This is a genomic window from Streptomyces sp. JLBJ103 (assembly GCF_058215575.1).
Genome location: NZ_CM177089.1, coordinates 880,998 through 895,211, shown reverse-complemented (window position 1 = coordinate 895,211; position 14,214 = coordinate 880,998). Strand labels below are relative to the sequence as shown.

Below are 14,214 nucleotides of genomic sequence, written 5' to 3'. Positions count from 1 at the left end.
ACTCCTTCCCGGCCGGATGTGGAGTGGCGCCCCTGGTGCGGAGATCGATCACATGGCATCGTCCTGCACGGACACCGACGAGCCGACCCAGATCGCACAGAGCGTACACACCGTACACATCGCCTGCACGAATCAGACCGGACCAGACCAGACCAGACCAGACCGCCACGACGCCGTCGCACAGTTGACGCGGACGACGTGGGCAGCGTGGCCCACGCCGACAGCCCGGGAGCCGACACACATGAACACCTCAGCGCACTCCGAACCTCTGCCCAGGCCCCTGTGGCAGCCCGGAGCGGACCGGATCGCCCGGTCCCAGCTGACCCGCTTCCACACCTGGGCCGCCGAGCGGCACGGCGCGCCCGCCGCGACCCCGGACGACCCGGCCGCGAGCTACGCCACGCTGCACCGCTGGTCCGTGGCGGAGCTGGCGACCTTCTGGGCGGCCGTCGCCGAGTGGTTCGAGGTGCGCTTCACCACCCCGTACGAGACGGTGCTCGCGGACCCCGCCATGCCCGGCGCCCGCTGGTTCCCCGGCGCCACCCTCAACTACGCCGAGCATGCGCTGCGCGCGGGGGAGGACCCGGCCCGTGCCGACGCCCCCGCCCTTCTCCACGTCGACGAGACGCAGGAGGTCACCCCCATGACCTGGGCGGAGCTGCGCGGCCAGGTCGGCGCGGTCGCCGCCGAGCTGCGCCGCCTCGGCGTACGCCCCGGTGACCGGGTCAGCGGTTATCTCCCCAACATCCCCCAGGCCACGATCGCCCTCCTCGCCACCGCCGCCGTCGGGGCCGTATGGACCTCCTGCGCCCCCGACTTCGGCGCCCGCAGTGTTCTGGACCGCTTCCAGCAGGTCGAGCCGGTGGTCCTGTTCACGGTCGACGGCTACCGCTACGGCGGCAAGACACACGACCGCGCCGAGACCGTGGCCGAGTTGCGCCGCGAGCTGCCCACCCTGCGCGCCGTCGTGCACATCCCGCTGCTGGGCACCCCGGCCCCCGAGGGCGCGCTCGACTGGGACGCGGTGGTGAGCGAAGCGGTCGAGCCGGTCTTCGCACCGCTGCCCTTCGACCATCCGCTGTGGGTGCTCTACTCCTCCGGCACCACCGGACTGCCCAAGGCGATCGTGCAGTCCCAGGGCGGCATCCTGCTGGAGCACCTCAAGCAGGTGGGCCTGCACTGCGACCTCGGGCCCGCCGACCGCTTCTTCTGGTACACCTCCACCGGCTGGATGATGTGGAACTTCCTGGTGTCCGGCCTGCTGGTGGGCGCCACGGTGGTCCTCTACGACGGCAGCCCCGGCTACCCGGACACCGCCGCCCAGTGGCGGGTGGCCGAGCGCACCGGCACCACGCTCTACGGCACCTCCGCCGCGTACGTCATGGCCTGCCGCAAGGCCGGGGTCCACCCGGGCCGCGACTTCGACCTCTCGCGTGTGCAGTGCGTCGCCACCACCGGATCCCCGCTGCCGCCCGACGGTTTCCGCTGGATCCACGACGAGGTGGCGGAGGACATGTGGATCGCCTCGGTCAGCGGTGGCACCGATGTGTGCAGCTGCTTCGCCGGGGCCGTACCCACCCTCCCGGTGTACATCGGTGAACTCCAGGCCCCGAGCCTGGGCACCGACCTCCAGGCGTGGGACGCACAGGGCAAGCCGGTGGTCGACGAGGTCGGCGAGCTGATCGTCGCCCAGCCCATGCCGTCGATGCCGGTGCGCTTCTGGAACGACCCCGACGGCAGCCGCTACCGCGACAGTTACTTCGAGATGTTCCCCGGCGCCTGGCGGCACGGGGACTGGATCACCCTCACCGACCGCGGCACCGTGGTCATCCACGGCCGCTCGGACTCCACGCTCAACCGGCAGGGCGTGCGGATGGGTTCGGCCGACATCTACGAGGCGGTCGAGCGGCTGCCCGAGATCCGCGAGTCCCTGGTGATCGGTGTCGAGCAGCCCGACGGCGGCTACTGGATGCCGCTGTTCGTCCATCTCGCGCCGGGGGCGACGCTGGACGAGGGGCTGCGCGACCGCATCAAGCGGACGATCCGTGAGAACCTCTCCCCGCGCCATGTCCCCGACGAGATCATCGAGGTGCCGGGCGTACCGCACACCCTCACCGGCAAGCGCATCGAGGTCCCGGTCAAGCGCCTCCTCCAGGGCACCCCGATGGACAAGGCGGTCAACCCCGGCTCGGTGGACAACGCGGAACTGCTGCACTTCTACGAGCGGCTGGCCCGGGAGAAGCGGACACAGACCGGCTGACAACCGCGTTCCCGGCGGCCGGCCCGACAGGACAGGGCGACGTACGGCGGTCAGGGGCGACGTACGGCGGGCAGGGTGGCGTACGGCGGACAGGGGCAGACGTACGGCGGACAGGAGTGGCGTACGGCGGATCTATCCGCCGTACGTCACCTGTGACTCACCCAGCACCGCCGCCAGATCCGCCGCCAGCGGCCCCGCGTCGGCGGCCGCGAGACCCGCCGTCGTGATCCGTACGCCCGGCGCGGACGCCAGCCGGAACCGGGCCCCCGCGGCCACCCACCAGCCGTGTGTCCGCAGCCCGTTGACCACGGCCGCCTCGTCCCGGACCGGCACCCACACATTCATGCCGCTGGCTCCGTGCGCGGCGATCCCACGGGCCGACAGCTCGGTGAGCAGGGCCTCGCGCCGCAGCGCGCAGGCGGTGCGCGCGCTGTCGACCAGGGCCCGGGTCTCCGGGTCGGTCATCAGCCGGGTCACCGTCTCCTGGAGGACATGGCTGACCCAGCCCGAGGTCAGCAGCAGCCGTCCGTCGTGGCGTGCCAGCGTCGTCCGGTCGCAGGCGAGCGCGCCCCAGCGCAGATCCGTTCCCAGGTGCTTGGAGACCGTACGCACCTGGGCCCAGCGCGCCAGCCCCCCGGTGGTCAGGCTGTGCAGCGGCACCCCGGCGATGTCCGCGGCGTGGTCGTCCTCGATGACCAGCACCTCGGGCGCGCCGTCCAGCACCTCGAGCAGCGCCGCCCGGCGCTCCTCCGTGAACCAGCCGCCGTACGGATTCTGCGAGCGCGGACTGCATACGACGGCGCGCACCCCCGAGCGCAGTGCCGCCCGTAGCGCGTCGGGCCGAATCCCCTCGTCGTCCACCGCCACCGGCACGGTGCGCAGCCCCAACGCCGGGACCAGATCGAGCAGATGGTGATAGCCGGGGTCCTCCATGGCTACCGCGTCACCGGGGGTGAGCTCGACCGACAGCAGCCGCGCGATGCAGTCCAGCGCGCCCTGGGCGAAGGTGATGTGCTCGCTCGGTACGCCGTCACGCTCGTACCAGGCGCCGGCCAGCTCTTCCAGTCCGGCCAGCCGGGGCCGGGCGCGGTGCGACCGGATGCCGGGGGAGAGCCGCGCGGACGGCAGCGCGGCGGGCAGGAACGCGGGATCGGGATGACCGCCCGCCAGATCGAGCACTCCGTCGGGCACCGGCGGCGGACGGCGTGAGGCGACCGCGGGAGCCTCGGCGATCACCGTGCCGCCCCGCCCGTGCGTCATCACGATCCCGCGGCGGCGCAGCTCCTTGTAGGTCGTCGCGACCGTGCCGGGACTGACGCCGAGCCGCTCGGCCAGGCGGCGCACCGGAGGCAGCGCGGTGCCGGGCGCCAACGCCCCGTCCATGACGCCCTGTTCGATCGATGAGGCGATTCCCTTGGCCGTGGTGCCAGTGATCTCATATTGTGTCGCCACAGAAAATATTCTGTACCAACACAAAATAACGTGTCAACTCGTGCAACCGCGTGAGTACGGGTCAACTCGCATCAGGGGGAAACCAGGTGAGCAAGCCATGGAGGCGCACCGCACCCGCCGAGCGCATCCCGCTCGGCAAGCGCATCCCCGGTGGCCGGGACGGCCGCCGGATGCTGGTCGTCAGCTTCGTCGACCGGGTCGGCTCGGGACTGTGGGGCGCCACCGCCGCCCTCTACTTCACCTACGCCGCCGGGCTCACCACCACCGAAATCGGCCTGCTGCTCGGCGTGTCCGGCGCCGTCGGCATCGCGGGACCGCCCCTCGGCGGCGTGCTCGCCGATCGCGTCCCGCTGCGCCCGTTGCTGATCGCCGTCCAACTCGTGCGCGCCGTCGCCTCGCTGGCCCTCCTCAGCACCACCGATCTGCGCCTGCTGCTCGCCATCGCCTCCCTGGGCAGCGTCGGTGACCGCGCCTCCGCCGTCCTCACCAAGCTCTACGCGACCCGTGTCGCGGGCTCCGACCGCGCCCGCTACCAGGCCATCAACCGCACCGCCGCCAACACCGGCTGGGCCGTCGGCGGACTCATCGCGGCCGCGGCGCTCACCGGTGGCTCCCTCGCCGTCTACCGCTGGCTCCTCATCGGCGACGCCCTCTCCTTCGTCGCCGCCGCCCTGATCACCTTCGGCTGCGCCGAACCGCCCTCGGCCACACGCGTCGTGGCCTCGTCCGACCCTCGAAGCGAACAGAACAAGCACCAGACGCCGCGGCGGACCGCACCCGCCGCCGCACCCCCCAACCCCTGGCGCGATCGCGGCTATCTCACCTTCACCGCCACCGAGGCCGTCCTCTTCCTCGATGACTCCGTCTTCAAGATCGGCCTGCCGCTGTGGGCCGCGACCGCCACCAACGCACCCCATGAGCTGGTGCCCCTGCTGCTGGTCCTCAACAACGTGCTCGTGGTGCTCTTCCAGGTCCCGCTGGCGCGGTTCGGGGCCACCCCGCACACCGCCCGCGCCACACTGTGGCCGCTGGCGGGCGCCTTCCTCCTCGGCGGCGCCGCGCTGGCCGCCTCGACCGTCGGCGCGACCTGGCTCGCGGTCGCCGCGCTGGTGCTCGCCGCGACCGCCTTCACCGTCGCGGAGATGCTGCACGCCACGATCTCCTGGGAGCTGTCCGTCGCCCTCGCCCCGCCCGGCGCACAGGGCGCCTACCTCGGAGTGCACGGTCTGGCCCAGGCCGTGCAGCGCAGCGTGGGCCCCTTCGCGGTGACTGCCGCGATCGCCGCGGGCCCCCTCGGCTGGCTCGGCTTCGGCGCCGGGCTGGCCGCGATGTGCGGCGCCCAGCGCCACCTGGTCCGCGACCGCGGCGACGGAGCGTTGTCAGTGGCCCCGGTTACGGTGAGTGAGCATTGACCCACGGGCGCTGAGGGGGAGTCATGGCGCACACCAGGCACGGCGGCAGGAAGCGGAGCGGACGGGGCAGGCACCGGGCCGGGCCCGGCGGCGGCCGGGGGAGGACGAAGCGGCTCACCGCGCGGCGGGCCCTGCGGAGAGAAGTGCCCAGCACCGTGGCGCTGTTGGCGGACGAGCGGGACTTCACGGCCATGCGGCGCTATGCGTCGTTCACCTTCGACGACCACACCCACTATCTGCGGCAGATGGAGGGGCTGCTGCGCGCGCTCGCCGCACAGGGCGTACACACGGCGGTCGCCCTCTTCGACCCGGACGGCTACGCGGAGTTCTGCGCGGACGCCCGGCTCGACCCCGACACCCCCGCCGCCCGCACCCGTTACACGGCGGAGACGGCCGCCGCGGGCGGCACCGTGACCTACGACGGAGAGCCGATGGACCGTCTGGTGCCGCGCCTGATCGGCGCGGCCGAGGAGCGGGCCACCCTGGAGTACGCCACGGCCCTGCTCTCCCGGGCGGGCGCCGGTGACGGCATCGCCGGCGCGGCGGCCGAGCGTGCCGCCGCCGCGCTGCGCGCGGTGCTGGAGGCGGCGGGGCCCGGTGTGCACCATCTGGTGTGCAGCGTCCCGGCGGGCGGCACCTCGTTGATCGCGGTGGTGCACGCCGAGGCGCGGGGAGAGCGCCCGGCGCGCGCGGCCGAGCCCGGCGCCCAGGTCTTCCGCACCGTGCTGGCCTGCGGCATCGCCACCCGGAGCCCAGGGGGCATCGTGCTGCGCAGCTCCCTGCCCGGGGCGCGGGACCGGGTGCGCGGCTGGGCACTGCACGACGGCTGGCTCCGGCCGCTGAGCGAGGCGGAGGTGTTCACCGCGTACTGCACCGACGCGGAGACCGGCGAGCCGATCCCGCCGGAGCACGGCGTCGAGTACCGGGCGGGCATCCCACTCACCCGGCCCGCCGAGGACACCCGGCCCGAGGAGGGGTGATCACAGCACAAGGCCCGTTCCCCGCCGCGATTGTCGCGGCGGGGAACGGGCCCTGGTGACACCCGGGTTGCGCGGCCCTCCGGCTCATTCGCCGGACAGCACCGCCTGCGCGGCGCGGCGGGCGTCCTCGGCGGTGTCGGCGGCGCGTGCTGCGGCGGCGGCGCGTTCGCACTGGGCGAGGGTGTGTTTGGCGAGGGTGGCGCGTACGTAGGGGAGGGATGCGGCGCCCATGGAGAGGCTGGTGACGCCCAGGCCGGTCAGGACGCAGGCCAGCAGCGGGTCGGCGGCGGCTTCGCCGCATACGCCGCAGCTCTTGCCTTCGGCCCTGGCGGCTTCGGCGGATGCCGCGACCAGGTCCAGGAGTGCGGGCTGCCAGGGGTCCTGGAGCCGGGAGACGGCGCCGACCTGGCGGTCGGCGGCGAAGGTGTACTGCGCGAGATCGTTGGTGCCCAGCGAGAGGAACTCGACCTCCTGGAGGATCGAGCGTGCTCGCAGGGCGGCGGAGGGGATCTCCACCATCGCGCCGAACTTGGCCTGAAGGCCCGCCTGGCGGCAGGCGTCGGCGAATGCCTTCGCGTCGGTCCGGTCGGCCACCATCGGGGCCATCACCTCGAGATAGACCGGTAGTCCCTCGGCCGCCTTGGCCAGTGCCGTCAGCTGGGTGCGCAGCACATCCGGGTGGTCCAGCAGGGTGCGCAGACCGCGTACGCCCAGTGCCGGGTTGGGCTCTTCGGCGGGGGTGAGGAAGTCCAGCGGCTTGTCCGCGCCCGCGTCCAGCACCCGTACCACCACACGGCCCTCGGGGAACGCCTCCAGTACCTGCCGGTACGCCTCGGTCTGCTTCTCCTCCGACGGCGCCTTGGCGCTGTCGTCCAGGAACAGGAACTCGGTACGGAACAGCCCCACCCCCTCCGCACCCGCCTCGACCGCCGCCGGCACATCCGCCGGACCCCCCACATTCGCCAGCAACGGCACCTTGTGGCCGTCGGACGTCGCGCCCGGACCGGAGGACGCGGCCAGCGCGGCCCGGCGCTCCTCGGCCGCCCGGGTCAGCTCGGCCCGCTTCTCCTCGTTCGGCGCCACGAAGATCTCACCCGTACTGCCGTCCACGGCGATCACGGTGCCCTCGATCAGCTCCCCGGCACCCGGCAGCGCGACCACGGCCGGAACTCCCAGGGCGCGGGCGAGGATCGCGCTGTGGCTGGTCGGCCCGCCCTCCTCGGTGACAAAGCCCAGGACCAGCGTCGGGTCGAGCAGCGCGGTGTCCGCCGGTGCCAGATCACGGGCGATCAGCACATACGGCTCATCGCTGTCCGGCACCCCCGGCATCGGCACACCCAGCAACCGCGCCACGATCCGATTCCGTACGTCATCCAGGTCGGCCACCCGGCCCGCCAGATACTCACCGGCCCCCGCCAGCAGCGCCCGGTACGCGGCGAACGCGTCGTAGACCGCGCGCTCGGCCGTGCTGCCCACCGCGATACGCCGCTCGACATCGGCCATCAGCTCGGGGTCCTGCGCCATCATGGCCTGCGCCTCGAGCACGGCCTGCGCCTCGCCGCCCGCCAGATTGCCGCGCGCGATCAGATCGGCGGACACGGCCTCGACGGCCTGACGGGCACGACCCTGCTCACGCGGTGCGTCGTCGGCCGGAATCTGCTTGGCCGGCGGTTCCAGCACCGCCGTGCCCATGTGCCGCACCTGGCCGATCGCCACCCCGTGGCTCACACCGACGCCTCGCAGCGTTGTCTCCATGTCACCCGTCCCCGGTCGATACGGCGGAACCCCGCCATGGTGGATGTCGTACTCGCCGCGATCGCGCCCGGTCCGGCCCCGCCGGCGCCGGGCTCACATCCGGCTCAGGTCCATGTGAAGAGTGCGTCGCCCGTCTTCACCTCAGTGTCGCCGTCGCTGACGGCGGCCAGGTTGTCCGCGGCGGCCTCCAGGGCCACAACGGGACAGATCGGCGACTTCCCCGCGGCCACGGCGACGTTCGGGTCCCAGCGCACGATCGCGTCCCCGCGCCGGACGGTGTCCCCCTTGTTGATGAGCACCTCGAAGCCCTCACCGTTCAGCTGCACCGTGTCGATCCCCAGGTGGGTGAGCACACCGTGCCCCTCGACGTCCACGACCACAAACGCGTGCGGGTGCAGGGAGACGACGATGCCGTCGACCGGGGCCACGGCCACGCACGGTTCCAGCACCGGATCGACCGCTGTACCCGGACCGACCATGGCGCCGGAGAACACCGGGTCGGGGACCGCAGCGAGACCGATCGCACGCCCGGCGAGGGGGGACGTCACGGTGGTCATGGGAAGCCTCCCAGGGGCGAAGATTCATCACGCGCCGTCACCGCCTGTACCGGACAGCGCACTGCGCAGAAGCGTAAGTCATAGGAACTTTGGATTCCGCACGCGCGGCGCATGCCGGAGAGCGTCCGGGGGCGACGAATCGATTTGCCATGGCTGTGCGGGGACCTGTACTGTCGTATGCCTGCCCACCGGATGAAGCATCGCAGTCAACTGCGAGCGCGTCCAGGTCAAGGGCGGCACCTTCAGTTACTAGATCCAATTCTCGGATCCGCTTTCGCATGCCGTGCGAGGGACACCGGTTCGAGACACGGAAATGGTCTGATAGCGTGTGAAACACCGAAGGGAAGCGCCCGGAGAAACCGGTGAAACGGTTTCGAAGGAAGCGTCCGTTCCTTGAGAACTCAACAGCGTGCCAAAAGTCAACGCCAGATATGTTGATACCCCGTCCACTCGTGGACGAGGTTCCTTTGAAAAACACACAGCGAGGACGCTGTGAACCATCGGACTATTCCTCCGGTGGTTCCGCTCTCGTGCAGTGTTGCCGGGATATCCCGGAAGCATTCACGGAGAGTTTGATCCTGGCTCAGGACGAACGCTGGCGGCGTGCTTAACACATGCAAGTCGAACGATGAACCGGTTTCGGCCGGGGATTAGTGGCGAACGGGTGAGTAACACGTGGGCAATCTGCCCTGCACTCTGGGACAAGCCCTGGAAACGGGGTCTAATACCGGATATGACCACCGACCGCATGGTCTGGTGGTGGAAAGCTCCGGCGGTGCAGGATGAGCCCGCGGCCTATCAGCTTGTTGGTGGGGTGATGGCCTACCAAGGCGACGACGGGTAGCCGGCCTGAGAGGGCGACCGGCCACACTGGGACTGAGACACGGCCCAGACTCCTACGGGAGGCAGCAGTGGGGAATATTGCACAATGGGCGAAAGCCTGATGCAGCGACGCCGCGTGAGGGATGACGGCCTTCGGGTTGTAAACCTCTTTCAGCAGGGAAGAAGCGCAAGTGACGGTACCTGCAGAAGAAGCGCCGGCTAACTACGTGCCAGCAGCCGCGGTAATACGTAGGGCGCGAGCGTTGTCCGGAATTATTGGGCGTAAAGAGCTCGTAGGCGGCTTGTCGCGTCGGATGTGAAAGCCCGGGGCTTAACCCCGGGTCTGCATTCGATACGGGCAGGCTAGAGTTCGGTAGGGGAGATCGGAATTCCTGGTGTAGCGGTGAAATGCGCAGATATCAGGAGGAACACCGGTGGCGAAGGCGGATCTCTGGGCCGATACTGACGCTGAGGAGCGAAAGCGTGGGGAGCGAACAGGATTAGATACCCTGGTAGTCCACGCCGTAAACGTTGGGAACTAGGTGTGGGCGACATTCCACGTTGTCCGTGCCGCAGCTAACGCATTAAGTTCCCCGCCTGGGGAGTACGGCCGCAAGGCTAAAACTCAAAGGAATTGACGGGGGCCCGCACAAGCGGCGGAGCATGTGGCTTAATTCGACGCAACGCGAAGAACCTTACCAAGGCTTGACATACACCGGAAACATCCAGAGATGGGTGCCCCCTTGTGGTCGGTGTACAGGTGGTGCATGGCTGTCGTCAGCTCGTGTCGTGAGATGTTGGGTTAAGTCCCGCAACGAGCGCAACCCTTGTTCTGTGTTGCCAGCATGCCCTTCGGGGTGATGGGGACTCACAGGAGACTGCCGGGGTCAACTCGGAGGAAGGTGGGGACGACGTCAAGTCATCATGCCCCTTATGTCTTGGGCTGCACACGTGCTACAATGGCCGGTACAATGAGCTGCGAAGCCGCGAGGTGGAGCGAATCTCAAAAAGCCGGTCTCAGTTCGGATTGGGGTCTGCAACTCGACCCCATGAAGTCGGAGTCGCTAGTAATCGCAGATCAGCATTGCTGCGGTGAATACGTTCCCGGGCCTTGTACACACCGCCCGTCACGTCACGAAAGTCGGTAACACCCGAAGCCGGTGGCCCAACCCCTTGTGGGAGGGAATCGTCGAAGGTGGGACTGGCGATTGGGACGAAGTCGTAACAAGGTAGCCGTACCGGAAGGTGCGGCTGGATCACCTCCTTTCTAAGGAGCACATAGCCGACTGCAAGCAAGTGTCTTGCACGGTTGCTCATGGGTGGAACGTTGACTACTCGGCATTGTTTCGGAAGCTGTCTGCTAGTACTGCCTCTTCGGGGGCGTGGAACGCGGGGTCAAGCTGACGGGGCGGTGTCGGGCACGCTGTTGGGTGTCTGAGGGTACGGACTCGTATGGGTTTGTCCTTCGGCCGGTCCCGGTGTTCCATGCCGTGTGGTGTGGGTGACGGGTCACGGGTCGTTATTTGAGAACTGCACAGTGGACGCGAGCATCTGTGGCCAAGTTTTTAAGGGCGCACGGTGGATGCCTTGGCACCAGGAACCGATGAAGGACGTGGGAGGCCGCGATAGGCCCCGGGGAGCTGTCAACCGAGCTTTGATCCGGGGGTGTCCGAATGGGGAAACCCGGCAGTCGTCATGGGCTGTCACCCGCTGCTGAACACATAGGCAGTGTGGAGGGAACGCGGGGAAGTGAAACATCTCAGTACCCGCAGGAAGAGAAAACAACCGTGATTCCGGGAGTAGTGGCGAGCGAAACTGGATGAGGCCAAACCGTATGTGTGTGATACCCGGCAGGGGTTGCGCATGCGGGGTTGTGGGAGTTCTCTTGATCGGTCTGCCGGCCGGTCGGTGAGTCAGAAATTGTTGATGTAGGCGAAGGGCATGCGAAAGGCCCGGCGTAGAGGGTAAGACCCCCGTAGCTGAAATGTCGGCAACTTGCTTGAGAACCACCCAAGTAGCACGGGGCCCGAGAAATCCCGTGTGAATCTGGCGGGACCACCCGCTAAGCCTAAATATTCCCTGGTGACCGATAGCGGATAGTACCGTGAGGGAATGGTGAAAAGTACCGCGGGAGCGGAGTGAAATAGTACCTGAAACCGTGTGCCTACAAGCCGTGGGAGCGTCGCCGTGTTCTTCGGAGCACGGTCGTGACTGCGTGCCTTTTGAAGAATGAGCCTGCGAGTTTGCGGTGTGTTGCGAGGTTAACCCGTGTGGGGAAGCCGTAGCGAAAGCGAGTCCGAATAGGGCGGTTGAGTAGCACGCTCAAGACCCGAAGCGGAGTGATCTAGCCATGGGCAGGTTGAAGCGGAGGTAAGACTTCGTGGAGGACCGAACCCACCAGGGTTGAAAACCTGGGGGATGACCTGTGGTTAGGGGTGAAAGGCCAATCAAACTCCGTGATAGCTGGTTCTCCCCGAAATGCATTTAGGTGCAGCGTCGTGTGTTTCTTGCCGGAGGTAGAGCACTGGATAGGCGATGGGCCCTACCGGGTTACTGACCTTAGCCAAACTCCGAATGCCGGTAAGTGAGAGCGCGGCAGTGAGACTGTGGGGGATAAGCTCCATGGTCGAGAGGGAAACAGCCCAGAGCATCGACTAAGGCCCCTAAGCGTATGCTAAGTGGGAAAGGATGTGGAGTCGCAGAGACAACCAGGAGGTTGGCTTAGAAGCAGCCATCCTTGAAAGAGTGCGTAATAGCTCACTGGTCAAGTGATTCCGCGCCGACAATGTAGCGGGGCTCAAGTATACCGCCGAAGTCGTGTCAATCCAGCATGTACCCCTAACGGGGGCTGGGTTGGGTAGGGGAGCGTCGTGTGCCGGGTGAAGCAGCCGTGTAAGCGAGTTGTGGATGGTTCACGAGTGAGAATGCAGGCATGAGTAGCGATACACACGTGGGAAACGTGTGCGCCGATTGACTAAGGGTTCCTGGGTCAAGCTGATCTGCCCAGGGTAAGTCGGGACCTAAGGCGAGGCCGACAGGCGTAGTCGATGGACAACCGGTTGATATTCCGGTACCCGCTTTGAAGCGCCCAATATCGAATCCTCTGATGCTAAGGCCGTGAAGCCGCCTCTGATCTCTTCGGAGTGAGGGGGAGTGGTGGAGCCGCTGACCCTAGGTGGTAGTAGGTAAGTGATGGGGTGACGCAGGAAGGTAGTCCAGCCCGGGCGGTGGTTGTCCCGGGGTAAGGGTGTAGGCCGTGCGGTAGGTAAATCCGTCGCACATATAGGGCTGAGACCTGATGCCGAGCCGATTGTGGTGAAGTGGATGATCCTATGCTGTCGAGAAAAGCCTCTAGCGAGTTTCATGGCGGCCCGTACCCTAAACCGACTCAGGTGGTCAGGTAGAGAATACCGAGGCGTTCGGGTGAACTATGGTTAAGGAACTCGGCAAAATGCCCCCGTAACTTCGGGAGAAGGGGGGCCATTGCTGGTGATGGAGTTTACCTCCGGAGCTGGTGGTGGCCGCAGAGACCAGCGAGAAGCGACTGTTTACTAAAAACACAGGTCCGTGCGAAGCCGTAAGGCAATGTATACGGACTGACGCCTGCCCGGTGCTGGAACGTTAAGGGGACCGGTTAGTCGACCTTCGGGTTGGCGAAGCTGAGAACTTAAGCGCCAGTAAACGGCGGTGGTAACTATAACCATCCTAAGGTAGCGAAATTCCTTGTCGGGTAAGTTCCGACCTGCACGAATGGCGTAACGACTTCTCGACTGTCTCAACCATAGGCCCGGTGAAATTGCATTACGAGTAAAGATGCTCGTTTCGCGCAGCAGGACGGAAAGACCCCGGGACCTTTACTATAGCTTGATATTGGTGTTCGGTTCGGCTTGTGTAGGATAGGTGGGAGACTGTGAAGCGCTGACGCCAGTCAGTGTGGAGTCGTTGTTGAAATACCACTCTGGTCGTGCTGGATGTCTAACCTGGGTCCGTGATCCGGATCAGGGACAGTGTCTGGTGGGTAGTTTAACTGGGGCGGTTGCCTCCTAAAGGGTAACGGAGGCGCCCAAAGGTTCCCTCAGCCTGGTTGGCAATCAGGTGTTGAGTGTAAGTGCACAAGGGAGCTTGACTGTGAGACTGACGGGTCGAGCAGGGACGAAAGTCGGGACTAGTGATCCGGCGGTGGCTTGTGGAAGCGCCGTCGCTCAACGGATAAAAGGTACCCCGGGGATAACAGGCTGATCTTCCCCAAGAGTCCATATCGACGGGATGGTTTGGCACCTCGATGTCGGCTCGTCGCATCCTGGGGCTGGAGTCGGTCCCAAGGGTTGGGCTGTTCGCCCATTAAAGCGGTACGCGAGCTGGGTTTAGAACGTCGTGAGACAGTTCGGTCCCTATCCGCTGTGCGCGTAGGAGTCTTGAGAAGGGCTGTCCCTAGTACGAGAGGACCGGGACGGACGAACCTCTGGTGTGCCAGTTGTCCTGCCAAGGGCATGGCTGGTTGGCTACGTTCGGGAGGGATAACCGCTGAAAGCATCTAAGCGGGAAGCCTGCTTCGAGATGAGGGCTCCCACCTCCTTGAGAGGGTAAGGCTCCCAGTAGACGACTGGGTTGATAGGCCAGATATGGAAGCCGGGTGACCGGTGGAGTTGACTGGTACTAATAGGCCGAGGGCTTGTCCTCAGTTGCTCGCGTCCACTGTGTTGGTTCTGAAGTAATGAACCGTGTCGAATTTTCCGGTTCAACTTTATAGTGTTTCGGTGGTCATTGCGTTAGGGAAACGCCCGGTTACATTCCGAACCCGGAAGCTAAGCCTTTCAGCGCCGATGGTACTGCAGGGGGGACCCTGTGGGAGAGTAGGACGCCGCCGAACAAATTCTGCAAAAGCCCCCGAAGGGAACAATATTTCCCTTCGGGGGCTTTTTGTTGTCTCTGTCGTCCCGCCCCGGTGCGAGGGCGGTCCGTCCCTACCGGTAGGG

The 14,214-nt window shown here is 66.8% G+C and carries 6 protein-coding genes and 3 rRNA genes; 6 read left to right on the top strand and 3 right to left on the bottom strand.

Annotated features, from left to right (window positions below):
- Window positions 1–241 precede the first annotated feature (241 nt).
- Entirely contained in the window at window positions 242–2,260 is a 2,019-nt protein-coding gene (locus AC4BEG_RS03630) for an acetoacetate--CoA ligase (protein WP_490704456.1), read from the top strand.
- Window positions 2,261–2,392: 132 nt separating this feature from the next.
- On the opposite strand, the gene AC4BEG_RS03625 is transcribed toward AC4BEG_RS03630, so the two are convergent.
- The gene (locus AC4BEG_RS03625; RefSeq protein ID WP_490704455.1) at window positions 2,393–3,712 is read right to left on the bottom strand and encodes an aminotransferase class I/II-fold pyridoxal phosphate-dependent enzyme; all 1,320 of its coding nucleotides are present in this window, start codon (window positions 3,710–3,712) and stop codon (window positions 2,393–2,395) included.
- A gap of 86 nt (window positions 3,713–3,798) precedes the next feature.
- On the opposite strand from AC4BEG_RS03625, the gene AC4BEG_RS03620 reads away from it, so the two are divergent.
- Together AC4BEG_RS03620 and AC4BEG_RS03615 are read left to right on the top strand one after the other, a co-directional pair.
- Window positions 3,799–5,124 carry an MFS transporter gene (locus AC4BEG_RS03620; protein ID WP_490704454.1) on the top strand — a complete coding sequence of 442 codons (1,326 nt, stop codon included), beginning with the start codon at window positions 3,799–3,801 and terminating at the stop codon, window positions 5,122–5,124.
- 23 nt (window positions 5,125–5,147) lie between these two features.
- Complete coding sequence (locus tag AC4BEG_RS03615; RefSeq protein WP_490704453.1) at window positions 5,148–6,104, top strand: DUF8829 domain-containing protein; 957 nt, start codon at window positions 5,148–5,150, stop codon at window positions 6,102–6,104.
- An 84-nt stretch (window positions 6,105–6,188) separates the two neighbouring features.
- Here AC4BEG_RS03615 and ptsP read toward each other — a convergent pair whose 3' ends face one another.
- Both ptsP and AC4BEG_RS03605 read right to left on the bottom strand, forming a co-directional pair.
- Window positions 6,189–7,859, bottom strand: coding sequence for a phosphoenolpyruvate--protein phosphotransferase (gene ptsP / locus AC4BEG_RS03610; protein WP_490704452.1), 1,671 nt, complete (start codon window positions 7,857–7,859; stop codon window positions 6,189–6,191).
- Window positions 7,860–7,963: 104 nt separating this feature from the next.
- Complete coding sequence (locus tag AC4BEG_RS03605) at window positions 7,964–8,416, bottom strand: PTS sugar transporter subunit IIA (RefSeq protein ID WP_490704451.1); 453 nt, start codon at window positions 8,414–8,416, stop codon at window positions 7,964–7,966.
- Window positions 8,417–8,976: 560 nt separating this feature from the next.
- Between AC4BEG_RS03605 and AC4BEG_RS03600 the strand changes: the two genes are divergently transcribed.
- From AC4BEG_RS03600 to rrf, 3 genes are all read left to right on the top strand, one after another.
- Window positions 8,977–10,505 (top strand): 16S ribosomal RNA (locus AC4BEG_RS03600).
- Between the two features lie 288 nt (window positions 10,506–10,793).
- Window positions 10,794–13,918, top strand: a 23S ribosomal RNA gene (locus tag AC4BEG_RS03595).
- Between the two features lie 73 nt (window positions 13,919–13,991).
- Window positions 13,992–14,108: ribosomal RNA gene (gene rrf / locus AC4BEG_RS03590) — 5S ribosomal RNA — on the top strand.
- Together the 16S, 23S and 5S rRNA genes form the textbook arrangement of a ribosomal RNA operon.
- The last annotated feature ends 106 nt before the right edge of the window (window positions 14,109–14,214 follow it).